Below are 25,847 nucleotides of genomic sequence, written 5' to 3'. Positions count from 1 at the left end.
CATTATTCCCATCACGTGTCAGGTATTTTTTATGTCGTTACGCATCTGCATTCTGGAAACCGACATCCTGCGTCCGGAACTGGTCGATCAATATCAGGGTTACGGGCAGATGTTCCAGAATCTGTTTTCGCAGCAACCCATCGCTGCCGAGTTCACCGTGTACAACGTGATGCAGGGCGAGTACCCCAGTGACGATCTGACCTTCGATGCCTACCTCGTTACCGGCAGCAAGGCCGATTCCTTCGGCACCGATCCGTGGATCGAAACCCTGCGGGCCTACTTGCTGAAGCGTTATGAACGCGGCGACAAGTTGCTGGGCGTGTGCTTCGGCCATCAGTTGTTGGCGCTGCTGCTGGGCGGCAAGAGCGAACGAGCGACCCAAGGTTGGGGCGTCGGCACTCACAAATACAAACTCGCTGCCAAGGCGCCATGGATGAGTCCGGTGCGTGAAGAACTGACCTTGTTGATCAGCCACCAGGACCAGGTGACGTCGCTACCGGAAAACGCCACGGTTATCGCCTCGAGCGATTTCTGTCCTTTCGCCGCGTACCACATCAACGATCAGGTGCTGTGCTTCCAGGGGCACCCGGAGTTCATTCACGATTATTCCCGTGCGCTGTTGGAGATTCGACAGGAGGCACTGGGTCAGCAGGTTTATACGAAAGGTGTGGCGAGCCTTGAGCAAGAGCATCACGGCACGACCGTTGCGGAGTGGATGATGCGGTTTGTGGCGCATAAGCCAGAAGCTAAAGCGGTTTAAAACATTGCAGCGAATGTGCGGCGAGGGAGCAGGCGCCCTCGCCACACAAGCGTTTCAAAGCCACCCGGACTTTTTGAAACTCGCCCACAAACTCACACATCCCACCGCAATAAACCCCAGCACCGCGAAATACCCGTAATGCCAGGTCAACTCCGGCATGTTCTGGAAGTTCATCCCGTAAATCCCCGCCACTGCCGTCGGAAACGCCAGGATCGCCGCCCACGCCGCAAACTTGCGCTGCACAACGCTCTGCCGTGAAGCCTCCAGCAACACCCCGACCTCGATGGTCTGGCTGGCAATGTCCGCCAGGGTCGTCAGGTCTTCCATCTGCCGTGTGACGTGAATCTGCACATCGCGAAAGTACGGGCGCATGTTCTTGTCGATAAACGGAAAGCTCAGCTTCTGCAGTTCCTCACCGATCTCCACCATCGGCGCCGCATAACGCCGCAAGCGCAAGACGTCCCGGCGCAGGCCGTGCAGCTTCTGGATGTCATGTTCATTCAGCGCGCTGCACAACACATTGCGCTCCAGCTCATCGATCTCGGCATGGATCGCTTCGCCCACCGGCTGGTAGTTTTCAATCACGAAATCGAGGATGGCATAGAGGACGAAATCTTCCCCGTGCTCCAACAACAGCGGACGCGCCTCACAACGCTGGCGGACAAGGGCGTAGGACGCCGAATGACCGTTGCGCGCGGTAATGATGTAACCGTTGCCGGCAAAGATATGAGTCTCGATGAACTCCAGTTTGCCTTCATGCCGGACCGGTGAATACGTGACGATAAACAAGGCATCGCCGAAGGTTTCGAGTTTCGGTCGGCTGTGTTTTTCCAAGGCGTCTTCGATGGCCAGCTCGTGCAGGTTGAACTGGCGTTGCAGGTTGGTCAGTTCCTGCGCGTTCGGCTCTTCAAGGCCGATCCAGACAAAGTGGCCAGGCTTTGCTGCCCAGGCCGCGCCTTCGTCGAGGGTGATATTGGTGACTTTTTTACCGGCGCTATAAACCGCAGCAGCAACAACTCTACCCATGATTTTGGTTCACTTCTTATTAGCGCTTTTGATTAACAAAGACCCAGTGGCGAGCCGTGCTCAGCTTAGCCTTGTCTGCTGCTTGAGAGTCAATGAAATCTGCCGAGTTCGCCGGCAGAAGTTCACAGGCGAAAAAAACCCGCACTAGGCGGGTTTTATTGTCAAACGGCTTGGAGTTGCCGGTCCATCGACTCGATGCATTCGCGCATCTGCTCGCCGCACTGTGCCATCAGCCGGGGCATGTCATCCAGGCTCAATCCCGCCGTAGGAATTGCTGGCAGCGAGCGGATCAGAATTTTCCCACTGCGCCAGCGGTTCAATCGCATGTGTTTGACGTAACTGCTGACACACACCGGCACGATCGGCACGCCCGCGGCGATCGCCATCTGGAACGCGCCTTTCTTGAACGGCAACAACTCTTCCCCGAGGTTGCGCGTACCTTCGGGGAAAACCCAGATCGATGTGTCTTGATGCTGCAAGGTGTGCGTGGTGGTCAACATCGACTGGCGCGCCTTGTGCGCATTGCCGCGGTCGATCAACACATTGCCGGCCAGCCAGAACAACTGCCCGAACAGCGGCACCCACTTCAGGCTCTTTTTGCCGATGCATACGGTGCGGCGGGGCACCACGTTGCCGAACACAAACAGATCGTAGTTGGACTGGTGGTTGGCGATGATCACGCAGCTGTCGGGCTTATCCATCAACGGCCCGACATCGGCCTTCACCCGCAAACGCAAAATACACATCGCCGGCCACGCATACAGGCGCGCGCACAACCGGCTGTTGTCCGGGTTGAACGGGCGGCACAGGCCCAGAATCACCCCAAGCACACCGGCCAGAATAAAGTGCAGGCCCATCAATAACATACGAAACGCAAACAGCATTTACAGGCCCCACCGGGACAAAAGGTGGCGCAGTGTACGGATGTGCACTGTTTTCGGCAATTGCCGCTATAGAGGAAGGAGATAGGCGATGTTTGTGCGCATGTTTCCGACTTGTGGGTCAGATGCGTGCTAGAGCGGTTGTGGATTTTTCAACAGCGCGTGTATGAAAAAGCCCGACACGACGGTCGGGCTTTTCTGTGCAGCCTGTCCGGGCTTAACCCATGTGTTCCTGATCCAGGATGATCGCGTTGTCCAGTGTATCCAGCAGCGCCTTGCGCACTTTCAGCTTGGTGTTTTTGTGCGCGGTCATGTTGATCTTCTTCAACTGACGCGCCGCCGCCAGCGCAGCACTTTGCAGCTCTTCGGCCGACACCACCAGGTCGAGGAAGCCGGCATCCACGGCGCTCTGTGGATTAAACATCTCACCGTTGATGACGGAGCGGTGGAACGCCGATTTGCGCAGACGATCACGCGCGATCTCGATACCGGCATGGTGCATGGTCATGCCGATCTGCACTTCGTTCAGGCCAATGCTGAACGGGCCGTCGACACCAATGCGGTAGTCCGCCGACAACAGCAGGAACGCGCCCTTGGCCACCGCATGCCCAGGGCACGCCACAATCACCGGGAATGGATGCGATAACAGACGACGGGCCAGCGTCGAGCCGGCCGTCACCAGCGCGACCGCTTCTTTCGGGCCGGACGTCATTACCTTCAAGTCATAACCGCCGGACAGAATCCCCGGCGTACCGGTAATGATCACCACTGCACGATCAGTCACCGCCTGATCCAGCGCAGCATTAAACGCAGCAATCACGTCCGGGGAAATGGCATTGACCTTGCCATTGCTCAAAGTCAGGGTCGCGATACCGTCTTCGAGATGGTAGGAAATCAACTCACTCATGACGCTATTCCTTGTATGAAAGTTGGGCAGACGTTACCCACCGCCGCAGGCCAGGTAAAGCGCCGTGACTGACCCGCCAGTCACCCTTTCCCCGCCGGGCAAGCGTAGCTCGCCACTCCCGCCGCGCATTCCTCTGCTTATAGAAGAGGGCGCGAAGCCGGAGATTGGCAGGTTTGCCATCGCCCGGAACCGACAGGAACGACTGAAACGCTAAGCGCATGAAAATTCTGCAAAAAAAGTTTGCCATCAGAAAAGCTTTCGACTACATTAGCGCGCCTCGACAGACAGAACATGTTTGAAGAGATACGGTGAAGTGTCCGAGTGGCTTAAGGAGCACGCCTGGAAAGTGTGTATACAAGAAATTGTATCGAGAGTTCGAATCTCTCCTTCACCGCCAAATTCGATGTAACCAGAACCCCTGATTTCGAGAGAAATCAGGGGTTTTGTGGTTTCTGGCGTTAGTATTTGAATCATGGCACCGTTGTTGGCTCAAGCGAATAAGCGAAGTCGCTTCTGAAAATGGTGTAGGAATAGTGAAAGGCGTGTGGGAAGTAACGCAGGAGCGCCAAGCGGATGGGGGCTTCCGACGGCAAGCTTCTTTGACTCTGTAAATATGCCTGAAGAACTGTGATACCTGATTATCGAAGCCCAGCCGTTGCTGGGCTTTTTGTTTTCAACGATTGGCCGCAGAGGAATAATGCGCGCCTCTATGAAGAAGGAATCCCCATGATCACCACCACAACCCACGCCATCGAAGGCCGCCAAATCACCGCCTATCTGGACATCGTCAGCGCCGAATCGGTGCAGGGCGTCAACGTTATTCGCGACGTGTTCGCCGGCATGCGGGATTTCTTCGGTGGGCGTTCCCAGACGCTGGAGCGGGCGTTGAAGGAGGCACGGATTCAGGCGACCGAGGAGATCAGGGAGCGGGCGCGGGCGCTTCAGGCGGATGCAGTGGTGGGGCTCGATTTTGAGATCAGCATGCCGGCCGGCAAGGGTGGGATGGTCGTGGTGTTTGTGACCGGGACGGCGGTCAAGCTGAGGTGAGTGACGGAATGAATCTGTTTGATCGCCAGCTGATTTTGTAGGAAACGGCGGGGTCCATTCGTCGGGCATGCGGAGATCTGAACTACAAGTCCGGTAATGACCGGCTAGTCTCAAAAGCCTTGGTGGTCGATATTTTTCAGGCAATAGGGCTTGCCGGTATCGATCCCGCTTTGAGAGGGGAAGCGCTATGACTGATCCGTATATCGAAGACGACGGGGCAGAATTTCCAATCAACAATTGCGTGCAGTGTGGCCAGACGGAGTATGTGGCGAGCTTCGGTGAAGATCAGGTCGAGACCAGCAAAGTCAGATCCGCAGCAACCAAGGTGCTCAGGTCGAAGTTTTTGCCAAAAAGAGTGACATCCAGGAAGTAATGGTCAACCGGACAAACCCCGCCAATGAGTGGGGTTTTTTATTTTTACAGGGGCTCGACACCCCAAAAAATGGTCGACCGACAAGCGAGAATTTTCTGTTGATGTTTTTTCACAAAGTTTTCACACCCAAGTATGTAGTCTCAGCTCATCCGTTAGAAAGCAGTACCCTAGCCCGTTCCCCAGCGGGCTTTTTTTTGCCTGTCATAAAACCTTTTCCATAAAAGCTGTCCAAACGTCGCCAATTGCGAGGAGCGGCGGCTTTTGTGTGGACGTTTACTCCTCGAAAGCATTCAATCCCCGGCTTTTCGGTATTCCCTATTTTTGAGGTTTTTCGTCATGCGTTTAACACTGCCTGCTCTGGTTCTGGGACTTCTGGTGACTCAAGGTGCGATGGCTGCCGGTGATGGCACTGCTGCGATCGGTGGTGGTCTGGGTGGTGCGTTGGGTAACGTGGTCGGCCAGAGCATGGGCGGCAGCACCGGCGCGGCAATCGGCGCGGGTGTTGCGGGCGCAGCCGGCAGTGCCGTGGCAGCACGTAAAGGCAGCCGCACCAAAGCGGCCATTGGTGGCGGCGTCGGTGCGGCCGGTGGTTCGGTGATCGGCAACAGCCTGGGCGGCAAGACTGGTTCGACCATTGGTGCAGGCTTGGGCGGCGCATTGGGCGGCGGCGTGGGCAGCAATCTGGCCAAAGGTCACAAGCGTCACTGATCCTGAGCGATAACCTCGAAAAGCCCGGCTAAATGCCGGGCTTTTCGTATCTGGATGTTTCGTTTTTCACAGACTTTGAATTTGCGGATGTCCAACCTTCATCGCTGGCCGGATTCAGTGAGTGCAGGTGTTAGACTCACGCCCATCCGCAATGCGTACTCTTACCCCCGATGCGGAATTTGAGGTTCATATCATGCGTTTGACATTGTCCACGTTGTTTCTGGGACTTTTGGTCGCTCAAGGTGCAATGGCTGCCGGTGATGGCACTGCTGCAGTTGGTGGCGGTCTTGGCGGCGCACTGGGTAACGTAGTGGGTCAGCAAATGGGCGGCAGCACAGGCGCAGCGATTGGCGCCGGTGTTGGCGGTGCTGCGGGCAGCGCTGTTGGCGCGAACAAGGGCAGTCGCACAGAGGCCGCAATTGGTGGTGGATTAGGCTCGGCAGGCGGCTCCGTGATCGGCAATAGCCTCGGCGGTTCTACCGGTTCGACCATTGGCGCAGGCCTGGGTGGCGCAGCGGGTGGTGCGGTCGGCAACAACCTTGGCAACGACAACGGCGGCTCCCATTCCGGAGGCGGTCATAAGAATAAGCACAAAAACAAGCACAAGAATAAACATCACTGATTCGACATCGAGTGATATCAGAAACCCGGCCCAGGCCGGGTTTTTTCGTATCTGCCTGGTAGTCCCCGGAACGTTTGGTCGCAAGCCGCCTCGAACGTCATACACCCCCAACGTCGCGAGGACTGCCATGACTCCTGAAACCGAAGGCAAGGAAGAAAAAGGCCCAAGTGGGCTTCCGTTCATCAATGACCCCGGCAACGAAGATCCGGGTTCTTTGATGGATGACGCAACGGTCCCGCTCAACGACTCCGATGACGCTGGGGATGTGGGAAACGCCGAGTACGAAGAAGAGGAAGAAGACGACGATTGACCGGCGTTGATGTGCTATCGACCGATCGTCTCACTGATCGAACGCAAGCATTGCCCAGCCCTCGAAATTTCAGGGCCTGCTTTTCAGGCCCTTCGAGAGGTGCTTTATGAATGCTGATCCGAAAGTCGACGATGACGACGACACCCCTGAATACCCGCTGCCTTCGCCCACCGATTCCCTGAGTCGCGATCAACGTCCGCCTGACGACGACACTGCGGTTGAGCAGGTGCCGACTGATGATGTGAAACGTGGCGATGTTGAGGCCACCCCCGAAGACCCGGACATTGCCGGTAACGATGGCTCCGGTGAGCCCAGCTGAAAAGCCATTCGTCGATTGAGCGGCACCTTTAAAAAGCCAACGCTGCCAGAAATCAGGTACGCACCTTTTTAGAGGAGATGCACCATGATCAGGTCAACATTGATGGTCCTGACGGTGAGCAGCGTGTTGTCGATCAGTTCAATGGCGGCGTTTGCTCAGTCTTCCGGCAACGATGCTCCGGTCGATAAGGGCGGGATGCCGCCGTCTACTGAAATGAACGCGGGTTCTGGAGACGGGAAGGCGTTGCCGCCTGGCTCCATTGGTGGTGGGAATGCGGGTGATGCGAGCGGGAGTAGCACCAGCCCGGGATCGGGAAGCGGGTCGATGAGTGGTGGAAGTTCGATGGGGAGTGGTTCTGGGAGTGGGTCTGGAGGATCCGGTAGCTCTGGTGGTTCCGGGATGAGCGGTGGTGGGAGTGGTGGGAGTTCGGGAAGTGCGGGAGGAGGGACGGGTGGTGCTGGTGGGGGGACGAGTGGTTCCGGCGGTTAATCCAGGTTCTTCTTGGAGGATAAGCCCAGTCCGAACTGGGCTTTTTTGCTTATAAAGTGCTTTGTCTAAATATGATTGTTAACATTCGTGGTTAGTGCATGAACTGTTGCAGCCAACGGTTATAGAAGTCCCTTTGTTGTTGAATATCAGTTGTGATGTCTTTGTCTTCAAAATCGAAGATATTAACCACGTCTTCAGTTTCAGTTGCGCGTCCCATATGGAGCTCATACGCCACTATGCCTCCGGCCATTTGCGAGGCCATACGCGAGGGATATACGTTGAGTTTTGCGCCTTTGCATAGAAAATTCATTTCCTGAAAATCGGCTCGCAACAGCCCAAAGCATTCGTAAAGATCACAAGCCGTGTAGGTTTTTCTCAAGCCGTTTTTTGTTGTGAAAACCAATGTCAGATTTTTTCGGTCGCATTCGATTGAAACTTTCTCGGTGACTCCGCAGGAGTTTATGGATATTTCTATTGTTTTGTTCACGAACACTTCCTGCGTGGGTTGGGAGTTGAGTAGCCCTTGCAGCTGCCATCCGCCCTAAATAAATCTGTCCCCTGAGCCCGTCCCCTTAAACCGATCGGGAATGGGGCTGGGAGTGGGAATGGAGGATCCGGTAGTTCTGGTGGTTCAGGGATGAGTCGCGGTGGGAGTTTGGGGAGTGCGGGAGGAGGTGGCGGTTCGGATGGTTAATCCGAGTATTCCAGAAGATGAGCCCAGTACAAACTGGGCTGTTCAGGTGCTTTTTTAAATAACAGAGATGTTAGGGGTGGCTGGGTTTTAAAAAATCGCTGTTCTGTATGCGCCCTAGTCTTTAACTTTTTTTATGGATTCTAACCAGCGATGAAAGAATTCGGTCTGTAGTCTTGGTTCGTTGATTATTTCTTTGTCATCATAATCGAAGATGTTGACGATATCTTTTCTTGTGGCGCGGACGCCTATTTTGTGCTCGTATGCCATTATTCCGGATGTCATCTGCGACGACATGCTAGATGGTCTAACGTTTATCTTCGCTCCTTTACAAAGAAATTTAATTTCAGGGAGTGATTTAATTATTTTTCCCAGGCACTCATAGATGTCTAAGCCTTTGAATTCTTCGCTCCAACCATTTTCAAGTGTCAAACGGATCACAGGTATCCGCTCGTCATAATCCAAGGTCGCAGTTTCGGGTTTTCCACCCACCACTATAGGTATTTTCTTAATTGTCATTTTTCAGATTCCTTGATGGATTCGGAATGGAATACCCAACATAGCTACCATCTTTTTTCAGGGGCGTGGCACCGAGAATATTTTTGCTTTCTATTCCGTTAGGTATTGCAATTTCAGACTCATAACTATAGGGGATGTCATCAGGATGTAATTCTTTGTTCACGTCGTGGCCATAGATTTTTTTCAGGGTGTACAAGTAACCCTTGGTAGTTCTGTATCTTGTGCCGAAATCGATGCCTACTTCCCGATCAGTCGATGTACTTACGAAATTGCTTGGTGGATTTCGGTTGTCCCATATATGGAGCAATAGATCGGTACTTTTGCCTAAGCTTAAAAAACCAGTGTCAAAGATTTCATCGGGACGACGAAGATCACCACGGTAAAGATAATCGATTTCTGCTTTCGGAGTCGGAAGAGTAGCCTCCCCCTCTTCAACCTTCACCTTCCCCGCCGGATCCTCATCCCCAAACGAAGGCCTCTTGCACCCGTCCCCTCCAGGACAATCATTCAACCCCAACGGATCAACCCACCCCGTCGGGTTTCGAGTGTACTGATATCCGTTTAACCCACCCGCCAACTTACTCGGATCCGGCGTCAGATACCGTCCCAGATCCGGGTTGTAGTACCGGTGCCGGTTGTAATGCAGTCCCGTCTCCGCATCGTAATACTGCCCTTGGAACCTCAATGGTTGATCCAGAACCTGATGGGTATCGCGATTCAGGCGAGTCAGGCGGCCATAGGCTGTGTATTGGGCGGCCCAGATAATGTCGCCGCTGTAGTCGGTGAGTTCTTGTGGTGTGCCGAGGTGGTCGAGTTGGTAGTAGAACGGGCAGGCCTGGTGCGGGCCTTTGCCGTCGAGCATGGCCAGCGGGCGGAAGGTGCCGGGTTCGTAGACATAGCTGCGGTAATGTTCGCGGCCACTTTCGGCAACGAGGTTGTCGCCCTGCCAGAAGTACTCGGTGATGTGGTTGTCGACGGTTTTACAGATGCGGCGGCCGAAGGCATCGTAGCGGTAGCTGGCGGTGTTGCCGTTCGGCAGGGTGACGCCGATTAATCGATGCTGGCAGTCGTAGCGGTACTCGGTGACGAGTTTTTGGGCGGCGCCGCGGCGCTCGCGGATCAGGTTGCCGAAGGCGTCGTAGTCGAAATGGCGATCGCCCTGCATCAGCAGGCGATTGCCTTTGAGGGTGGCTGGGCCTGGCCGGTCCTGCATCAACAGGTTGCCGGCGGGGTCATGGGCGAAACTTTCGGGCTGCTGGTCGCGGGAGTGGCGGACGCGGATCAGGCGGTCAAGCGGATCGTATTGATAGCTGCGTTGGCCATGACGGGTGTCGGCGATGTGTTCGAGATTGCCGTTGACGCTGTAGGTATAGTCGCGCCGATACATCGGATGCTGGGGTTGGCTGATAGCGTGAGCTTTCAGGCGACCCTGTTCATCGTAGTCGTACCGGCTCGACAACATGCCTTGCTGACGTTGCAGTTCGCGGTCGGCTTTATACGTGTGGCTTGTAAGTCGAGTGCCGTTAAGGTCGATGGCTGTCAGCGCACCGCCCTTGGCGTGGTGATAGTCGAGTTGGCTGTTGTCCGGCAGACGCAGATGGTTGAGCTTGCCGCAAGCGTCGTAGCCGTAGCGCAGCGTGCCCCAACCTTGATGTTCGGTGATCAGGCGGTTTTGCTTGTCGTACGCGAACTCCAGCGGATGGTCGTGGCCGTTATCGACGCTGACCAATCGACCGAGGCTGTCATAGCGATATTCGACGTTGACGCCATCGGGCAGGTTTTTGACCAGCAGGCGTCCGGCCGTATCCCGTTGGTAACTCGTAAACAGCTGCGAGCCGTCATCACCGAATTCGGTTTTTTCCAGCAGATGGCCGTTGAGGTCGTAGGCATACGCTGTGCGACGGCCGTCAAAGCCGGTTTCCTGTCGGATCAGCCCGCCAGGTGTGTAGTCCAGTCGATAGCGTTCGCCGGATTCGTTTTCGATTTCCGTCAGTAGCAGCCGGGCGTTGTCGTAGCGATAACGCAGCTGCGTGCCGTCGGGATTGATTCGGCGGCTGACCAGATGCAGGTCATCGTCGTATTCAAAACGGGTGACGCGCCCCAGTTCATCGCGTTCGGCGGTGATTTTGCCGTAGGCGTTGTAACTGAAGGCGCGGCTGGCGCCTGTGGGAAGAACCGTCTGGATCAGTCGGCCAACGGCGTCCCATTGGTATTGAGTGACGGCACCATGTTCGTCCTGACGGGCAATCTGACGACCCGATACATCGTAGGAAAATCGCCGCTGACTGCCGTCTGGCAACGTCTCTTCGACCAGTTGCCCGATGGCATCCCACACGAACACATGACGGCTGGTGTCCGGGTAACGGATAGACAGCAGCCGGCCTTGAGCATCGTAGTGGTAGTGAGTGATGTGGCCGTCGGGATCGATGGCCTCGGTGACATCCCCCTGAGCATTGCGCCGGTATTTCCACACCGCTTTACCGCGATATCGCGCATGCAGGAAACCGTAGCGATATTCGTAGGACGTTGGCTCGTCTTCCGGTGGAATCAGCGCGATCAGCCGCCCGATCTCGTCGTAGCGATACTGGGTGATCGCCCCTGACGGACTGCGCTCGGTTGTCAATCGGCCGTGGTCGTCGTAGGTGTTGAGATGCTCTGCGCCATCCGGCTCAACCCGGCGCACCAATCGCGCCTTATCGTCATGGACGTAAACTTCTTCGCTGCCATCGGCGTTTTTAACCAGCACTGCGCCGTCGTCATCCCAGGCATATCGCGTATCCATCTGCGAAAAAGTCGCCCAATGCCTGACACATCTGGCCGCCTTGCCAGACCTTTCCCACTCCCAGAAGAAACTGGCCCCACCGGCCAGTTGCCGCTGGAGAATCACATGTTGGTCGTCGTAGTCGTACCGCTCGCTTTCGCCGGCAGCATTGGTCACTTCGATCAGGCGGTGACGGGCGTCGTAGCGGTAGGCAATCAGCGTTTGCTCTGTACGCCAGGCGTCCACCAACCCGTCGGCGGGGTGAAACGACTGATACTCGACCGTAACGATGTGCCGGCGCTCGTAACGCAACAGCAGTGAACGTCCCGCGCCGTTATCGACGCGTTGAATGCGATCCTGACGGTCGCGGGTGATATGCAGCCGGTTGTTGTAGGCATCACTGATGGACGTCAGGCGACCATTTTCAAAGTGATAGAACCGTGGAGACTCACCCGCCAGCGCAACAATCAGCTCCTCGGGTTTGTTTCCGAGATAAATGGCCGAGCGGGACAGGCTGTTATGAATCGCCGGACGCGAAAGACCGGGCAGTGGAAACGTCGTGCGACGGTTTTCATGGTCGGTCCAGACGACCTGTTCTGCGTCCAGCTCCAGGCGATGCGCCAGCGAATGACTCCAACCCCAACCCAGCCCGCAATCCATTTCCACGGCGCTGGTTCGGTACAACCGGGTAAACGCGAAAGGCAGCAAACCGTTAAGCGATCCATCGTCCAGTGTCAGCAATTCTTCGCCGGTGACCATCGACACCGGGCAACCGTTGGTGCAGGTCAGCGGCCCGCAATCGGCACTATCGCCGTTGGGATTTTTCGCTTGATCGGGAACGTCGTCACGGTGCTCCTGCCGACCCAATCGGGTCATGGCTGCGGATTTGTCGCGAGCGATGGCGACTGGATTCTGCACTGTCAAAACCGGCGCAGTGCTCAGGTTGATCTGCAACGGCACGGCGGGTGCGGGGTTTAGCGGAGCATTTCGGACATTGACCGCAAGGGGTTTGAGTACGCCCGCGTGGGTCGTCAGGTCGGACTGGGTGCCGAGCTCGGCCAACCTCAGGCTCGCGGCAGCCAGCCATTTGCGCGCGCGCTCGGATTTGACCTTGTCCAGCACCTTGGCGCTGATGCCGAGCTTCAACCCGGCAGGGCCTGTGAAGCGCGCCAGCAGGAAGCCGATCAATATGCCTGTGCGAATCTGCGCCACGACTTCGGCGATGAACTGCGGCGGCAACATCCTCAGCCAACTGGTGATCGCCGCCAGATGAATGAACATCAGCGGCTCATCACTCAACACCAGCAGCAGGTTGGCGATGGATTCCGCTGAAGCCTCCAGCAGCGTTTCAAGTTCGGTTTCGGTCAGGTATTCAAGGAGTTTTTCACTGTTGGCTCGCAGGTCCGCGATCAGCGCGTAGATCTGCTTCACGTCATCCCACAACCCGTTCAGCGAATTCTCGAAACCGCGCCAGTCGGCCTGTTGCAGCTGGCCGTAACGCTTGATGAAACCGGCCTCGGCGAACTCGGCCCATGAGGGTTCGAATTCGGTCGTCCACTCGTTACGCAGCCAGCCTTCCAGACCGCTGATGACGCCTTGATAGGAGGCATAAAGCGCTTTGACATGCTCAGCGGAAACATTCGGGAAGAAGGTGATGCGATAACGCAGGCTGCGTTCGCACTCGCGGATTTCGAGGATGCCGCTAGGGCCGATCTCGTCATAAACCGGTTTGCCGAACGTACCGTCAGCGTTCAAAGGCTCAAGCATCACCGGGGTGTTGCCGATCGGCACGAACCGCGCAGCGTCGAACATGTGCACGAGGGTCAGGGGACCCGCTGCCGAGCATGCGGCGACGGTCGAGCTGACAGGGGTGGTGGAGTTTTTCGGCGCGACCAGGCGAACGTCGCGCCCCACCTTGAACACCTGCTCGATATCCAGCGCCTTGCCGGTCCAGAAACTTTCGGCCCAGGCGTCGTAGTCATTGAGGCAAAGCCGGAAGTCAGCGAACAGCGCTTCGACATCCGGCCGCTCGGGGTCCATGGCGGCAACCACCAGCAGGCCGATGGCGTTATTCAAGGCCAGTACCTTGTCAGGTACGAACATTCGCAGTCCCTCGCGCAGATCAAGTTTGAGCGCGGGACTTTGCTTGGGATCAACGGGTAAAGAAGTCGGGAAAGGAGGCGTTTTATGTAGGGAAAATCGCTAAATGACGACGAGCACTTTTTGTATCTGTCAGGGATTGCCCGTTGCTCGATGGCCGCCGCGCTCGCTATGCTGCTGAATCCTTTAATCGATCACGGACCCGGCCGCACCTGAGCCGCCTCTGGGATGTCATTAGAAAACGGATCAGATGCGATGAATGCACCGCTGAATGAATACGGCCCGATCAAGGCCGTGATTTTTGATATGGACGGCTTGCTGCTGGACACCGAGGGCATTTATACCGAGGTCACGTCCATGATTGCCGAGCGCTACGGTCGGGTCTTCGACTGGAGCATCAAACAGAACATCATCGGCCGTGGCGCGGGTGATCTGGCGCGGTACGTGGTCGAGGCTCTCGACCTGCCGATCACCGCCGAAGAGTTTCTGGTGATCCGCGAACCGCTGATGCGCGAGCGTTTTCCGCAAGCGCTGGCGATGCCTGGCGCCGAGGAACTGGTCAGGCACTTGAAAGCCAACAACATTCCGATCGCGGTCGGCACCAGTTCTTCGCGTCAGTCGTTCGGCCAGAAAACCACCTTGCACCGCGATTGGTTTGCGTTGTTCGACTTTGTCGTGACGGCCGATGACCCTGAAGTGGGCGCGGCCAAACCGGCGCCGGACATCTTCCTCACGGCGGCGCGGCGCCTGGGCGTTGCGCCCGAAGACTGCCTGGTGTTCGAAGACTCGCCGTTCGGTGTCACGGCGGCGAAAGCGGCCGGGATGACGGCGATTGCGATTCCCGACGCGGCGATGGCTGACGAAAAGTATGCGCATGCCGATGGCATTCTTCGTTCGTTGAAGGCGTTCAAGCCGAGTGCTTGTGGTTTGCCAGCCCTCGAATGGGCTTGAAGTAAAAAGTTTGGGAGCGAGCCTGCTCGCGAAAGCGGAAGGTCAGACGACATCAATGTCGCCTGACGCACCGTCTTCGCGAGCAGGCTCGCCCCCACATTGTGATTGCGTCTAGCGCATCAGGCGCCAAAACCACCGTCGATGGTCAGGCTCGCCCCTGTGATGTAACCGGCTTCCGGCCCGACCAGATAGGCCACAAAGCTGGCGATTTCCTCGGAAGTGCCGTAACGGCCCACCGCCATCAGCGGGATCAGGCTGTCAGCGAAGTCACCGTCGGCCGGGTTCATGTCGGTGTCGACCGGGCCCGGTTGCACGTTGTTGATGGTGATGCCACGTGGGCCGAGGTCGCGGGCCAGGCCTTTGGTCAGACCTACCAGCGCTGATTTGCTCATGGCGTAAGGGCCGCCACCGGCGAAGGGCATGCGGTCGGCGTTGGTGCTGCCGATGTTGATGATGCGACCGCCTTCAGTCATGTGTTTGGCGGCGGCCTGGGTGGCGATGAACACGCTGCGCACGTTGATGGCCAGGGTCTGGTCGAAATCTTCGAGTTTGAAATCCTCCAGTGGCGCAACGGCCAGCACTCCGGCGTTGTTGACGAGGATGTCGAGGCGGCCAAAGGTGTCTACGGTGGTGGTCACGGCGCGGCGAATGGCCTCGGCGTCAGCGCTGTCGGCCTTGATGGCGAGGGCTTTGCCGCCATTGCCGGTGATGCTGTCTTGCAAGGCTTCGGCTTTGGCCGTGGAGCTGACATAGGTGAAGGCAACGGTTGCGCCTTCAGCGGCCAGGCGTTTGACAATGGCGGCGCCGATGCCGCGGGACCCGCCTTGAATCAAAGCCACTTTGCCGCTGAGGTTCTGAGTAGTCATAACGATCTCCGAAGTCCCGAGGCGAGATGCCTCGGTTGATGGAGCCTAGTATTGATTGCGGATTACACGCTGTGTAGACGGCAATTGCGATAGTCTGTGTAAACCAGAAGTTTATAGTGGCGCCTATGGAAACCTTCAGCAGTATCGAATGCTTCGTGCGCAGCGCCGAGGTTGGCAGCTTCGCCGAAGCCGCGCGACGCTTGAGCCTGACTCCGGCGGCGGTGGGCAAAAGTGTTGCCAAGCTTGAGGCCCGGCTGGGTGTGCGGCTGTTCCAGCGCAGCACGCGAAGCCTGACGCTGACCGAGGCAGGTCACCTGTTTCTCGGCGAAGTCAGTTCCAGCCTTCACACGATCCAGAATGCGGTGGCCAACCTCGCCAGCGCTGAGGGTCGGCCAGCGGGAACATTGAAAGTCAGCATGGGCACGGTGTTCGGGCGTTTATATGTGGTGCCCTTACTGGGCGAGTTTCTGCGGCGATTTCCGGCGATCAACCCGGATTGGCATTTCGACAACCGTCAGGTCGATCTGATCGCTCAGGGCTTCGATGCGGCGATTGGTGGGGGATTTGAGCTGCCTCAAGGCGTGGTGGCGCGCAAGCTGACGCCGGCGCATCGGGTGCTGGTGGCGTCGGCGGAGTATCTGGCGGCGCGGCCTGTGATCGTCGAGCCCGATCAACTCAAGGACCACGACGGCATCCTGATCCGCTCCCCACAGACCGGCCGGGTGCGTTCCTGGCAATTGACCAGTCGTACTCAGCAACACAACCCGCTGGCGCTGAAGGCGCGCATGACCATGAGCGATTCGGAAGCGGCGTGTGCGACGGCGGCGCAGGGGTTGGGCATTGCGTTGGTGAGCATGCCGTTTGCTGTGGGGTATCTGGAAGCCGGGACGTTACAACGGGTGTTGCCGGACTGGTATGTCGACGACGGCAACATTTCTATCTATTACGCGGAACACAAACTGCTGCCGGGCAAGACCCGGGCGTTTGTGGATTTCATTATTGAGCAGTTTGCGGAGCGGGGGTGGGTGCAGCGGTTCAGTGCGGTTTGAGCCTGGCTTGAGACCGAGTCGCTGCTTTCGCGAGCAGGGGATTTGTGAATGACACAGATCCAATGCGAGCCTGCTCGCGATGAACGATAACGCGGTCTACCGCCCGAACCGCCCCGGCCAACCAATAATGTTCTTCGGCCGTGGCGTCGCATACGTCCGGACCTTGGAAGTGGACAACCCTAATCGCACCAGCGATTCGGCAATGGTCACCGCCGCCGTCACGCCATCCACCACCGGAACCCCGGTGCGCTGGCGAATCTGTTCATCCAGCCCGGCCATGCCGCCGCATCCCAGGCAAATCACTTCGGCCTTGTCTTCCTGCACCGCCAGTTCCGCCTGACGGACAATCGCCTCCAGCGCCCGTTGCGGATCGGATTCCAGTTCCAGCACCGCCAGACCACTGGCCCGCACCGACGCGCAGCGGTCCCACAGCCCCGACAGTTTTAGCCGGTCCTCGATCAGGGGCACGGTGCGGTCCAGGGTGGTGACCACCGAATAGGCATGGCCGAGGAACATCGCCGTACTGGCCGCTGCATCGGTGATGTCCACCACCGGCACGTTGAGCAATTCCTGTAAGCCTTCGCGACCGTGTTCGCCGTAGCCGGCCTGGACCACAGCATCGAAGGGCTGGTCGTAGGCCATGACCCGGTCCATTACGGCGATGGCGGCCAGGTAACTTTCGAAATTGCCTTCGATGGAGTCGGCGCCGAAGTAGGGCGTCAGGCCGACGATTTCCGTTCCCGGCGCGGCCACCGCCTGGGCGGATCGGGCGATGGCCTGGGTGATGGATTCGGTGGTGTTGACGTTGACCACGAGAATTCGCATGAGTAGTCCTTATTGCAGGGCGGTTCTGCGGCCCGGCGCTGGCGGGCCGCGAGTGGATTAGTGGCAGACGTTGTCGACTGCGATGCTTTCACCGCTGACGTCGGCGTAATGGGGCTGTCGCTTGGCGATGATCAGGTAGAGCATTGCGCCAATCCCGGCGCCGATCAGCCACGAGAACGGTGAAACGAGGTGGAAGCCCGGCACCAGCGCCAGGACGATGGCAATCAATGCGGCAGGAATGAACGCCGCTACGGCGCGTAAATTGACTCCACGGCTGTAGTAATAAGCGCCATTGGGGTCTTCGCTGTACAACTGCGGCACGTTGACCTGGCCTTTTCGTACAAGCCAGTAGTCGACCATGATCACGCCGTACAACGGGCCTAGCAGGGCGCCGAGGCCGGACAGGAAATACACGATCACCAGTGGGCTGTTGTAGAGGTTCCACGGCAGGATCAGCACCGCGATGGTTGCGCTGATCAGCCCGGCGCGGCGGAAGGTCAGGTATTTAGGCGCCAGGTTACTGAGCACGAACGCCGGGGCGACGAAGTTGGCCATGATGTTCACCGCTACGGTGACGATCAGGAACGCCAGGCAGCCGAGCACCAGGAAGAAGGTGTTGGGGATCGAGGCGATGATTTCAGTCGGGCTTTCGATGATCCGGCCATTGATCTGAAATTGCGCACCACAAAGCAGGACGGTGATGGCCGCGAACACCAGAATATTCACCGGCAAGCCCCAGAAATTTCCGACCTTGATGGTTTTGCGGCACGGCGATGAACGGGCGAAGTCGCAGAAGTTGAGGATCAACGTCCCGTAGATCGCCAGCCACAATGCGCCGCCGGCAAAAATATTGCGCCACATCTCGCCACCGGTCAGCGGCTCGCGGATCGACCAGGCGATGGTTGCGTCGGCTTGGGTGTACATCCAGGCGGCGAGCGCGGCGACGGTCAGCAGAATCACCGGCCCGGCGAACGCTTCATAGCGCCGTACCATTTCCATGCCGTAGGCGAGGATGCCCAGTTGCACCAGCCAGATCGCCACGAAACATACCCAGCCCAGGCTCGACAGACCAAGGATCGAGTTGTGGTCGTAGTCGGCGAAGCCGGGATGCACCGCCGTCAGCAGCACGCGAAACACTACGGACGCCAGGTACGTCTGAATGCCGAACCAGGCGATGGCGATAATGGCGCGGATCAACGCAGGAATTTGCGCCCCGTGGATACCGAAACTGATCCGGCTGATGACAGGAAACGGCACGCCGGTCTTTTGTCCCATGTAGCCGGAAAGGTTCATGAAGCCATACACCAGCGCCGCGCCGATCCCCAGGGACAACAGAATCTGCCAGCCACCCAGACCCAGCGCATACAGGCCAATGGCGAAGGAATAGTTGGCGATGTTGTGAACGTCGTTGGTCCACAGGGCGAAGATGCTGTAGCGGCCCCAGCGTCGGCCTTCGGCCTTGGTCGGCGCCAGGTCCTTGTTGTGCAGGCGCGGGCTGAGCACCACGGGTTCTTGAACAGTTTGATCTTGAGCGGTGGGTGGAAAGGAGGGCAGATCCAGTGCGATGTTGTTATTGGAGAGGCTAGTACGCATTCCGGCAGGCTCCGAGCTTGGCGTCGCGATGACTGTGCATGAGCGTGAGCTCGACAAATCTTCGTCGCGGGCAATAAGCATCATTGGTTACGGGGCATCTGCAGCCTGTACGGGATAGGGGGCTTCAGGCTTGCGGATCTAAGTGTGTGTATGTTTTGTATTGATTGTATACAAAACATGTATGCACTTAAGCCAGATCCATGCCAGCTACCGATCTATAAAAATAGGTTCTCATTTCGTTTTGTTGATGAATCACGATAAGTAACTGAAAAAAAGGCGATATAAATTGACCGGTTGAACAGGTATTTATTTTTCGTCGGAGGAGGTGGGAAAACTCGACTGGGGAAGTCAGGAAAAGAGGGTGTAACTTTTTGGGGCGCAGAAAACAAAAGTGCACACATAAATGGCACCTATGGTGACATTCGTGTGTACACATTTATAAAACAGAATACTAAGCCTGTGGGAGTGAGACCGGCTTGCCGGGGCATTCAACAGTATTGTTGACTGTTACACCGCTATCCCGAGCAGGCTCGCTCCCACAGGGGAATTCACCCGGCTCGGGCTCAGGCCTTGGACTTGCTGATGATATTCCCCGCATGCAGCCCGCATTCTTTCTGCGTCGCTTCTTCCCACCACCAACGGCCTTCACGTTCATGCTGGTTCGGCAGCACCGGGCGGGTGCAGGGTTCGCAGCCAATGCTGATGAAGCCGCGTTCGTGCAGGCTGTTGTACGGCAGTTCGAGCATGCGGATGTAACCCCAGATCTCTTCGCTGGTCATCTGCGCCAGCGGGTTGAATTTGTAGAGGGTGCGATCCGGGGTGGAAAACGCGGTGTCGATTTCCATCACCGCGACGGCGCTGCGGGTACCCGGGCTCTGGTCCCGACGCTGGCCGGTGGCCCAGGCGCTCACGCCCGACAGTTTGCGACGCAGCGGTTCGATCTTGCGGATGCCGCAGCACTCGCCATGGCCGTCCTTGTAGAAACTGAACAGGCCTTTTTCCTTCACGAACGGCTCCAGTTTCGTGTAGTCCGGGGACACCAGCTCAATGTCGATCTTGTAGTGCTCGCGCACCTGATCGATGAAGCGGTAGGTCTCCGGGTGCAAGCGGCCGGTGTCGAGGCTGAACACTTTGACGTTCTTGTTCAGCTTCCAGGCCATGTCCACGAGCACCACGTCTTCGGCGCCGCTGAAAGATATCCACAGGTCATCGCCAAACTCGGCAAACGCGAGTTTCAGGATGTCCTGGGCGGATTTGTTGGCATAGGTCGTGGCGAGTTCCACAACATCGAACGATGGGCTCATCAGGGCGGCTTCCTACAGGTCGGTGGCGCTGGGCGCTCTATATGGGGCTGATGGTAACAAAATCCTGCGGCGGCGGGCGCGCCCTGTGCGTTGCGCGGGGCAGCCTGAGTCGCTAGAGTTCGGCAGTCTTTTACTCGCTCGACTCAATAATCAATACAAATGGGAGTGTCTTGTGGAAATTGCCTGTCTGGATCTCGAAGGTGTGCTGGTCCCGGAAATCTGGATCGCGTTCGCTGAAAAAACCGGTATTGAGTCCCTGAGGGCGACCACCCGGGACATTCCCGACTACGACGTGCTGATGAAGCAGCGCCTGCGGATTCTCGACGAGCACGGCTTGAAGCTCACTGACATCCAGGAAGTGATCGCCACGCTGAAGCCGCTGGACGGCGCCATCGAGTTCGTCAACTGGCTGCGTGAGCGGTTCCAGGTGGTGATTCTGTCGGACACGTTCTACGAGTTTTCCCAGCCGCTGATGCGTCAACTGGGCTTCCCGACCTTGCTGTGCCATCGCTTGATCACCGACGATTCGGGACGGGTGACGAGCTATCAGTTGCGTCAGAAAGATCCGAAGCGGCAGTCGGTTCTGTCGTTCAAGAGTCTTTACTATCGGGTCATTGCGGCAGGGGATTCCTACAACGACACCACCATGCTGGGTGAGGCGGATGCGGGGATTCTGTTTCATGCGCCGGATAATGTGATTCGCGAGTTTCCGCAGTTCCCGGCGGTGCATACCTTTGAGGACTTGAAGCAGGAGTTCATCAAGGCTTCGAATCGGGCCCTAAGTCTGTAAACACAACCTGTGGCGAGGGAGCAAGCTCCTTCGCCACAAAAGCCCGGAATCAAAGGTTTTGCAGGGTGTCGAGCAGAACCTTCACCTTGGTAATTGATTCCTGATACTCCGCCTGCCATTCCGAGTCCGCGACAATCCCGCCACCGCCCCAGCAGCACACCTGTCCATCCTTGACCAGCAAGCTGCGAATGGCGATGGAGCTGTCCATCTCGCCGCGCACGTCCAGGTACAGCAACGAGCCGCAGTACAACCCACGTCGGGTTGGCTCCAGCTCGTCGATGATCTGCATGGCACGAATCTTCGGCGCACCGGTTATCGATCCGCCCGGAAAACTGCCAGCGATCAGATCCAGCGCATCCCGGTCATCCGCCAGTTCGCCGGTCACGCTGCTCACCAGGTGATGCACATTCGGATAGCTTTCCAGGCTGAACAACTCCGGCACCCGCACCGAGCCGATGCGGCAAGTGCGACCGAGGTCGTTGCGCAGCAGGTCGACGATCATCAGGTTCTCGGCACGGTCCTTGGGACTGGCCAGCAGTTCGGCAGCGTTCGCGGCGTCTTCGGCAGCCGTCAGGCCACGCGGACGGGTGCCTTTGATCGGGCGGGTTTCCACATGACGTTCACTGACTTTGACGAAGCGCTCAGGCGACAGACTCAACACCGCGCCGCCGTCGGGCAGGCTCTGGAAACCGGAAAACGGTGTCGGGCACGCGGCCCGCAGCGCGACATACGCGGCCCACGGATCACCCGCACATTGCGCACGAAAGCGCTGGGCGAAGTTCACCTGATAACAATCGCCCGCCTGGATGTACTGCTGAATGCGCTCAAGTGCGTGGCGATACTCGTCAGCGCTCAGGTCGGCCTTCATCGGGGCTTTCAAACTGAACGGCTCGATCGGCTCAACCGCAGGCTGACTGAACAAGGCGATCAAGCGCTGGCGCTCGCTGTCGATCAGTGTCGGGTGGAACACCAGTTGACTGGTAGCCAACTGGTGATCGCTGATCAATGCCCAGTCGTACAGCCCGAAACGCGCGTCCGGCAATTGCAGGTCGTCCTGCGCCTGGCTCGGCAGGTGTTCAAGATGCCGTCCGAAGTCATAACTCAGATAACCGATCAGCCCGCCGGCGAATGGCAGTTCATCGGAGACTGCCGCTTCACCCAGTCGTGCCAGATGGTCGCGAAGGCGTTGCAGGAAATCGCTGCCACTTTCGTCAGGCAATACTGCTATTTGCTGCAGCGGCCAGGCGCTGAGCAGGTCATAACGCCCGCGATCAGCGGTGGGCCGGCCGCTGTCGAGCAGCACGGCACCGGGGGCATGGCGAATCGCCGCGAAGTACTCGGCGGGGTTGGCGCGATAGGGCAGCGGGTGTACGGAACAGGTCAACATGGGCGGGGCAGATCAGCCATCGAGGCGGGGGTGCGATTGTAGTCCTCTGCAGGATTTGCTCCTAGAGGGGATGTCGGGGATTGGCAGATTGGGGACAGGATTGCGAGGTTTGGTGACTGTTAGTCAGTCTTCGCGGGCAAGCCTCGCTCCTACGGGTTTGTGCCGTTCGCCGAGAATGTGAACGACGCTAGATCTGTAGGAGCGAGGCTTGCCCGCGAAGGCAGCGACTCGGTTTCGGATCAGCCTTCGACGGCAGGAATATGCCCAAACATCCCCTGAACAAACTCGACCCGCTCCTGAACCGACTCAACAACCCCGCGCGCTTTCAGCTCTTCCAGCCGCGCTTCAACCGCATGGGTGCGCAGCGTCAGGCCGCAATCGTTGGCAATCTGGATGTTCAGCCCGGGCCGGGCATTGAGCTCAAGAATCAGCGGGCCTTTTTCCTGGTCGAGCACCATGTCGACACCGATGTAGCCCAGCCCGCACAGCTCATAACAGCCGGCAGCGAGTTTCATGAAACCGTCCCAGTAGGGCAGTTGCACGCCGTCCACCGCGTTGGTGGTGTCCGGATGTTTGGTGATGATGTTGTTCAGCCAGGTGCCGCGCAGCGTCTGCCCGGTTGCGAGGTCGACGCCGACGCCGATAGCGCCCTGGTGCAGGTTGGCCTTGCCGCCGGACTGGCGCGTCGGCAGGCGCAACATCGCCATCACCGGATAGCCCATCAACACGATGATGCGAATGTCCGGGACGCCTTCGTAGCTGATGCTTTTGAAGATCTGGTCCGGGATCACGCGGTATTCGATCAGTGCGCGGTCACGGTGACCGCCCAGGGAATACAGGCCGGTGAGGATGCTGGAGACATGGTGCTCGATCTCCTCATGACTGATGATCTTGCCGGACACCGTGCGATAGCGGCCCTCGAAACGGTCGGCAACCACAATGATGCCGTCGCCGCCCGCGCCCTGGGCCGGTTTGATCACGAAGTCGGTGCGCCCGCCGATGATCTTGTCGAGGTTATCGATTTCCTTCTCAGTGGAGATCACGCCGTACAGTTCCGGCACATGAATACCGGCGGCGATCGCGCGTTCCTTGGTGATGATCTTGTCATCGACAATCGGGTACAGGCTGCGCTTGTTGTACTTGAGCACGTAGTCCGCGTTACGCCGATTGATCCCCATGATGCCCCGGGCTTCCAGGGCCTTCCAGGTCTTCCAGAAGCCGAACATCAAGAGTCAGCCTTCTTGAGGAAAGCCTTGAAGCGCACCAGTTCAGTCAGGCGGTAACCGCGATAACGCCCCATCGCCAGCATGAAACCCACCAGGATCAGCAGGATCGCCGGGAAGGTGAACACGAAGTACACCAGCTCCGGCACGCTCATGATCAGGTGCGCCAGGGAGGCGGCAAACAGCGTACCGATCGCCACTTTCATCGCATGCCCGGAACCGCGTTCTTCCCAGGTAATCGACAGGCGTTCGATGGTCATGGTCAGAATCACCATCGGGAACAGCGCCACCGACAGCCCGCGTTCCAGGCCGAGTTTATGGCTGAACAGGCTGATCGCCGCGATCAGCACCACCACGAAGGTCAGCACCACCGACAGCCTCGGCAGCATCTGCAACTTCAAGTGTTCAAGGTAGGAGCGCAGTGACAGCCCGAGCGCCGTGATGACCGTAAACAGAACGATGCCGAAGCCAAGCTGGGTTTCGCGGAAGGCGAGGGCGATCAGCACCGGGGTAAAGGTGCCGAGGGTCTGCAGGCCGATCAGGTTGCGCAGGATCAGGATCACCAGCACGCCGATCGGGATCATCACCATGATCATGAAGGTCTGCTGGGTTTGCAGGGGCAAACCGTACAGCGAGTATTCGAGGAAGTTGGCGTCGGTGTTTTCGTCGGTCAGCTTGGCCAGTCGAATCGCGTTCATTTCGCTGTTGTTCAGGCTGAACGTCACGTTGGCTTTCTTGCCGCCATCGACGGTGATCAGGTTTTCGTCGCCGGTCCACCACTGCAGGCGGTCGGACGGCAGGCCTTGTTCGCCGGTTTCCGGGTTGAAGTACAGCCAGTCGGTGCCGTTGAAGCTGCGCAGCCAGAGTTCCGGCGTTTGCGGCTGATCGGCCACTAGACGGATGGTGTGGACCTTTTCCACCGGCACGTGGGCGATGGACAGGACCAGCTCGACGATTTTCGCCTTGTGCCCGGGGGACGTATCGCCGCCCAGCAACAGCTTCACGTTGTCATCGTTGAGATTGTTGACACGCTTGATGGCTTCGCCGATGAAGGTTTCGACGTCGGCCGAGTGTTGGCGGATCGGCGCGAGCAGGGCTTCGGCGGCGATTTTTTCCGCACCTTCGACGGCGATGCTGTCGCGGAAGGTCGGGCCCTTGACCTTGGATTTTTCGCCGGTGTAGCGCTTGGTCAGCACCAGGCGGTAATAAAGGGTCTGGTTGCCCTTGGCCCGGCGCGCCGACCAGGTCACCTTGCGGTTGCCGTCGACACGGTTTACGGCCACGCCGTAGTTATTGGAAATGAAACTCTCATTGAGGCTGACGTAGTCGCGGCTCAGCGGCGGCACGAACATCTGGATCTTGACCGGGTCTTTGGCACTGGCGACGAACTCGACCTTGGCGTCGATGTTCCACAAGTCGTCGGTGGCGTCCTCGGTCACGGGAATGCCGAGCACGAAAATCTGATAGGCCGTAACTGAAATGCCCAGCACCACCAGGATGGCGATCAGCAGTTTCAGATGGAGGGTAAGAGCGCGCATTGGAATTACTCTGCGGTATGTGCGTCGGTGGCGCAGGCGGGTTTGCCAGCAGCGTATTTAAGACTGGGGTCGACCAGCGCATCGAAGCGTTTCAGCGCTTCGGAGCCGATCAAGAGCGGGTATTGGAAGGCGCTACGGTCGGTTAGGTTCACTTCGATACTGCGTAAAGCCGAACCCATGCAGATATCCAGTTCGATCACCGGACGGGCGGTGTACTTCTTGCCCTCTTCCGGGTCGTAGTCGCCGGCACGACGCTTGATCTTGCTGACGCGGGCCAGTGGCCGTTCGATGGGGTGCGAATGCGCTGCGTCGATGGCCAGATAGAAGCGCACCCAGGACTCGCCATTGCGTTTGAAACGTTTGATGTCGCGGGCACTCAGGGACGCTGTTTTCGCCCCGGTGTCGAGTTTGGCGGCGACTTCCAGGTTGATGCCGTCCAGGGAAGCATACTCGTTGAGGCCGTACACGGTCTTTTCCCCCGCCACGGCGAAACCGGGCAGGCAAAGAAGATAAAGGAATGTCGGGAGGGGCTTGAGTCTCATAAATCCTGGTGCGCAGCGGTCCGTACTTCAATTCAAGGCCCTGGCATCGCTGCGCAAGCTCCCTCGTATGCCTATCAACTATTTATGACAAGCCGTGCAGATGTCACAGACAAATGCGGGCGGCATTCTAGCACGGTGGGTTTATGGCGCCAGCGCTGGCGGGGGGCTATAAACAGAAGGGCTGCTTTGTTGTGGTGCAGTCGGTTATTAGACGATTGTCGACAATACCTATTTATCCTTTGACTGTTGCGGCTGTTTTCGCTAGT

General features: G+C 57.9%; 24 protein-coding genes and 1 tRNA gene. 11 read left to right on the top strand and 14 right to left on the bottom strand.

The window, feature by feature from the left end:
* Nucleotides 1-31: 31 nt before the first annotated feature.
* On the top strand, nt 32-760 hold the full coding sequence (locus FBY01_RS02565; RefSeq protein WP_010456594.1) for an amidotransferase: 729 nt from the start codon (nt 32-34) through the stop codon (nt 758-760).
* 54 nt (nt 761-814) lie between these two features.
* On the opposite strand, the gene FBY01_RS02560 is transcribed toward FBY01_RS02565, so the two are convergent.
* The 3 genes from FBY01_RS02560 to FBY01_RS02550 all read right to left on the bottom strand — a co-directional run bounded on the left by FBY01_RS02560 (nt 815) and on the right by FBY01_RS02550 (nt 3,574).
* A complete protein-coding gene (locus FBY01_RS02560; protein WP_145305861.1) occupies nt 815-1,786 on the bottom strand; it encodes a magnesium and cobalt transport protein CorA in 972 nt (323 codons plus the stop codon).
* 161 nt (nt 1,787-1,947) lie between these two features.
* Entirely contained in the window at nt 1,948-2,670 is a 723-nt protein-coding gene (locus FBY01_RS02555) for a 1-acyl-sn-glycerol-3-phosphate acyltransferase (RefSeq protein WP_145305863.1), read from the bottom strand.
* A 214-nt stretch (nt 2,671-2,884) separates the two neighbouring features.
* Nucleotides 2,885-3,574 (bottom strand): crotonase/enoyl-CoA hydratase family protein, encoded by a 690-nt coding sequence (locus FBY01_RS02550; protein ID WP_010456588.1) that lies wholly within the window; start codon nt 3,572-3,574, stop codon nt 2,885-2,887.
* Between the two features lie 307 nt (nt 3,575-3,881).
* Here FBY01_RS02550 and FBY01_RS02545 point away from each other — a divergent pair.
* The 7 genes from FBY01_RS02545 (at nt 3,882) to FBY01_RS02515 (ending at nt 6,953) form a co-directional block, all read left to right on the top strand.
* Nucleotides 3,882-3,971, top strand: a tRNA-Ser gene (locus tag FBY01_RS02545).
* A gap of 329 nt (nt 3,972-4,300) precedes the next feature.
* Nucleotides 4,301-4,621, top strand: a complete 321-nt coding sequence (locus FBY01_RS02540; RefSeq protein ID WP_145305865.1) for a YbjQ family protein — start codon at nt 4,301-4,303, stop codon at nt 4,619-4,621.
* 187 nt (nt 4,622-4,808) lie between these two features.
* Nucleotides 4,809-4,994, top strand: coding sequence for a hypothetical protein (locus FBY01_RS31765; RefSeq protein ID WP_010456584.1), 186 nt, complete (start codon nt 4,809-4,811; stop codon nt 4,992-4,994).
* A gap of 336 nt (nt 4,995-5,330) precedes the next feature.
* Nucleotides 5,331-5,702 (top strand): hypothetical protein, encoded by a 372-nt coding sequence (locus FBY01_RS02530; RefSeq protein ID WP_010456583.1) that lies wholly within the window; start codon nt 5,331-5,333, stop codon nt 5,700-5,702.
* A 193-nt stretch (nt 5,703-5,895) separates the two neighbouring features.
* Entirely contained in the window at nt 5,896-6,324 is a 429-nt protein-coding gene (locus tag FBY01_RS02525) for a glycine zipper domain-containing protein (protein ID WP_010456581.1), read from the top strand.
* A 127-nt stretch (nt 6,325-6,451) separates the two neighbouring features.
* Nucleotides 6,452-6,634 (top strand): hypothetical protein, encoded by a 183-nt coding sequence (locus FBY01_RS02520; protein WP_145305867.1) that lies wholly within the window; start codon nt 6,452-6,454, stop codon nt 6,632-6,634.
* 106 nt (nt 6,635-6,740) lie between these two features.
* A complete protein-coding gene (locus tag FBY01_RS02515) occupies nt 6,741-6,953 on the top strand; it encodes a hypothetical protein (RefSeq protein ID WP_010456577.1) in 213 nt (70 codons plus the stop codon).
* Between the two features lie 580 nt (nt 6,954-7,533).
* On the opposite strand, the gene FBY01_RS02505 is transcribed toward FBY01_RS02515, so the two are convergent.
* The 3 genes from FBY01_RS02505 to FBY01_RS02495 form a co-directional block, all read right to left on the bottom strand.
* Nucleotides 7,534-7,929 (bottom strand): hypothetical protein, encoded by a 396-nt coding sequence (locus FBY01_RS02505; protein ID WP_145305872.1) that lies wholly within the window; start codon nt 7,927-7,929, stop codon nt 7,534-7,536.
* A gap of 321 nt (nt 7,930-8,250) precedes the next feature.
* Nucleotides 8,251-8,652, bottom strand: a complete 402-nt coding sequence (locus FBY01_RS02500) for a hypothetical protein (RefSeq protein WP_145305874.1) — start codon at nt 8,650-8,652, stop codon at nt 8,251-8,253.
* A complete protein-coding gene (locus FBY01_RS02495; RefSeq protein WP_145305876.1) occupies nt 8,642-13,516 on the bottom strand; it encodes an RHS repeat-associated core domain-containing protein in 4,875 nt (1,624 codons plus the stop codon). Before FBY01_RS02495 ends, FBY01_RS02500 begins: the two co-directional genes overlap by 11 nt.
* Nucleotides 13,517-13,768: 252 nt before the next feature.
* Here FBY01_RS02495 and FBY01_RS02490 point away from each other — a divergent pair, with 252 nt between their 5' ends.
* The gene (locus FBY01_RS02490) at nt 13,769-14,464 is read left to right on the top strand and encodes an HAD-IA family hydrolase (RefSeq protein ID WP_010456572.1); all 696 of its coding nucleotides are present in this window, start codon (nt 13,769-13,771) and stop codon (nt 14,462-14,464) included.
* A 119-nt stretch (nt 14,465-14,583) separates the two neighbouring features.
* Here the strand turns inward: FBY01_RS02490 and FBY01_RS02485 are convergent, their stop codons facing one another.
* Nucleotides 14,584-15,330: a 3-oxoacyl-ACP reductase family protein gene (locus FBY01_RS02485; RefSeq protein WP_010456571.1), complete on the bottom strand. Its 747-nt coding sequence runs from the start codon at nt 15,328-15,330 to the stop codon at nt 14,584-14,586.
* Between the two features lie 125 nt (nt 15,331-15,455).
* On the opposite strand from FBY01_RS02485, the gene FBY01_RS02480 reads away from it, so the two are divergent.
* Nucleotides 15,456-16,379 (top strand): LysR family transcriptional regulator, encoded by a 924-nt coding sequence (locus FBY01_RS02480; RefSeq protein ID WP_010456568.1) that lies wholly within the window; start codon nt 15,456-15,458, stop codon nt 16,377-16,379.
* A gap of 96 nt (nt 16,380-16,475) precedes the next feature.
* Here the strand turns inward: FBY01_RS02480 and FBY01_RS02475 are convergent, their stop codons facing one another.
* The 3 genes from FBY01_RS02475 to FBY01_RS02465 form a co-directional block, all read right to left on the bottom strand.
* The gene (locus tag FBY01_RS02475; protein WP_145305878.1) at nt 16,476-17,204 is read right to left on the bottom strand and encodes an aspartate/glutamate racemase family protein; all 729 of its coding nucleotides are present in this window, start codon (nt 17,202-17,204) and stop codon (nt 16,476-16,478) included.
* A 57-nt stretch (nt 17,205-17,261) separates the two neighbouring features.
* Nucleotides 17,262-18,797: an NCS1 family nucleobase:cation symporter-1 gene (locus tag FBY01_RS02470; protein WP_077748186.1), complete on the bottom strand. Its 1,536-nt coding sequence runs from the start codon at nt 18,795-18,797 to the stop codon at nt 17,262-17,264.
* A 563-nt stretch (nt 18,798-19,360) separates the two neighbouring features.
* The gene (locus tag FBY01_RS02465) at nt 19,361-20,101 is read right to left on the bottom strand and encodes a phosphoadenylyl-sulfate reductase (protein WP_145305880.1); all 741 of its coding nucleotides are present in this window, start codon (nt 20,099-20,101) and stop codon (nt 19,361-19,363) included.
* A gap of 172 nt (nt 20,102-20,273) precedes the next feature.
* Between FBY01_RS02465 and thrH the strand changes: the two genes are divergently transcribed.
* Entirely contained in the window at nt 20,274-20,891 is a 618-nt protein-coding gene (gene thrH, locus FBY01_RS02460) for a bifunctional phosphoserine phosphatase/homoserine phosphotransferase ThrH (RefSeq protein ID WP_010456561.1), read from the top strand.
* 49 nt (nt 20,892-20,940) lie between these two features.
* Here thrH and pabB read toward each other — a convergent pair whose 3' ends face one another.
* The 4 genes from pabB to FBY01_RS02440 all read right to left on the bottom strand — a co-directional run bounded on the left by pabB (nt 20,941) and on the right by FBY01_RS02440 (nt 25,581).
* A complete protein-coding gene (gene pabB, locus FBY01_RS02455; RefSeq protein ID WP_145305882.1) occupies nt 20,941-22,278 on the bottom strand; it encodes an aminodeoxychorismate synthase component I in 1,338 nt (445 codons plus the stop codon).
* A 239-nt stretch (nt 22,279-22,517) separates the two neighbouring features.
* On the bottom strand, nt 22,518-23,504 hold the full coding sequence (locus tag FBY01_RS02450; RefSeq protein ID WP_145305884.1) for an alpha-L-glutamate ligase-like protein: 987 nt from the start codon (nt 23,502-23,504) through the stop codon (nt 22,518-22,520).
* Entirely contained in the window at nt 23,504-25,039 is a 1,536-nt protein-coding gene (locus tag FBY01_RS02445; RefSeq protein ID WP_145305886.1) for an inactive transglutaminase family protein, read from the bottom strand. Before FBY01_RS02445 ends, FBY01_RS02450 begins: the two co-directional genes overlap by 1 nt.
* 5 nt (nt 25,040-25,044) lie before the next feature.
* Nucleotides 25,045-25,581 (bottom strand): ATP-dependent zinc protease, encoded by a 537-nt coding sequence (locus FBY01_RS02440; RefSeq protein ID WP_010456553.1) that lies wholly within the window; start codon nt 25,579-25,581, stop codon nt 25,045-25,047.
* Nucleotides 25,582-25,847 lie beyond the last annotated feature (266 nt).

Source organism: Pseudomonas sp. SJZ077 (genome assembly GCF_007993905.1).
GTDB classification, from domain to species: Bacteria; Pseudomonadota; Gammaproteobacteria; order Pseudomonadales; family Pseudomonadaceae; genus Aquipseudomonas; species Aquipseudomonas mandelii.
This window is presented reverse-complemented; position numbering and strand designations above follow the sequence as displayed.

Excerpts from the sequence above, each read along its gene's own strand:
- FBY01_RS02565 (WP_010456594.1), top strand. The coding sequence starts at position 32 with ATGTCGTTACGCATCTGCATTCTGGAAACCGACATCCTGCGTCCGGAA.
- FBY01_RS02560 (WP_145305861.1), bottom strand. The coding sequence starts at position 1,786 with ATGGGTAGAGTTGTTGCTGCTGCGGTTTATAGCGCCGGTAAAAAAGTC.
- FBY01_RS02555 (WP_145305863.1), bottom strand. The coding sequence starts at position 2,670 with ATGCTGTTTGCGTTTCGTATGTTATTGATGGGCCTGCACTTTATTCTG.
- FBY01_RS02550 (WP_010456588.1), bottom strand. The coding sequence starts at position 3,574 with ATGAGTGAGTTGATTTCCTACCATCTCGAAGACGGTATCGCGACCCTG.
- FBY01_RS02540 (WP_145305865.1), top strand. The coding sequence starts at position 4,301 with ATGATCACCACCACAACCCACGCCATCGAAGGCCGCCAAATCACCGCC.
- FBY01_RS31765 (WP_010456584.1), top strand. The coding sequence starts at position 4,809 with ATGACTGATCCGTATATCGAAGACGACGGGGCAGAATTTCCAATCAAC.
- FBY01_RS02530 (WP_010456583.1), top strand. The coding sequence starts at position 5,331 with ATGCGTTTAACACTGCCTGCTCTGGTTCTGGGACTTCTGGTGACTCAA.
- FBY01_RS02525 (WP_010456581.1), top strand. The coding sequence starts at position 5,896 with ATGCGTTTGACATTGTCCACGTTGTTTCTGGGACTTTTGGTCGCTCAA.
- FBY01_RS02520 (WP_145305867.1), top strand. The coding sequence starts at position 6,452 with ATGACTCCTGAAACCGAAGGCAAGGAAGAAAAAGGCCCAAGTGGGCTT.
- FBY01_RS02515 (WP_010456577.1), top strand. The coding sequence starts at position 6,741 with ATGAATGCTGATCCGAAAGTCGACGATGACGACGACACCCCTGAATAC.
- FBY01_RS02500 (WP_145305874.1), bottom strand. The coding sequence starts at position 8,652 with ATGACAATTAAGAAAATACCTATAGTGGTGGGTGGAAAACCCGAAACT.
- FBY01_RS02495 (WP_145305876.1), bottom strand. The coding sequence starts at position 13,516 with ATGTTCGTACCTGACAAGGTACTGGCCTTGAATAACGCCATCGGCCTG.
- FBY01_RS02490 (WP_010456572.1), top strand. The coding sequence starts at position 13,769 with ATGAATGCACCGCTGAATGAATACGGCCCGATCAAGGCCGTGATTTTT.
- FBY01_RS02485 (WP_010456571.1), bottom strand. The coding sequence starts at position 15,330 with ATGACTACTCAGAACCTCAGCGGCAAAGTGGCTTTGATTCAAGGCGGG.
- FBY01_RS02480 (WP_010456568.1), top strand. The coding sequence starts at position 15,456 with ATGGAAACCTTCAGCAGTATCGAATGCTTCGTGCGCAGCGCCGAGGTT.
- FBY01_RS02475 (WP_145305878.1), bottom strand. The coding sequence starts at position 17,204 with ATGCGAATTCTCGTGGTCAACGTCAACACCACCGAATCCATCACCCAG.
- FBY01_RS02470 (WP_077748186.1), bottom strand. The coding sequence starts at position 18,797 with ATGCGTACTAGCCTCTCCAATAACAACATCGCACTGGATCTGCCCTCC.
- FBY01_RS02465 (WP_145305880.1), bottom strand. The coding sequence starts at position 20,101 with ATGAGCCCATCGTTCGATGTTGTGGAACTCGCCACGACCTATGCCAAC.
- pabB (WP_145305882.1), bottom strand. The coding sequence starts at position 22,278 with ATGTTGACCTGTTCCGTACACCCGCTGCCCTATCGCGCCAACCCCGCC.
- FBY01_RS02450 (WP_145305884.1), bottom strand. The coding sequence starts at position 23,504 with ATGTTCGGCTTCTGGAAGACCTGGAAGGCCCTGGAAGCCCGGGGCATC.
- FBY01_RS02445 (WP_145305886.1), bottom strand. The coding sequence starts at position 25,039 with ATGCGCGCTCTTACCCTCCATCTGAAACTGCTGATCGCCATCCTGGTG.
- FBY01_RS02440 (WP_010456553.1), bottom strand. The coding sequence starts at position 25,581 with ATGAGACTCAAGCCCCTCCCGACATTCCTTTATCTTCTTTGCCTGCCC.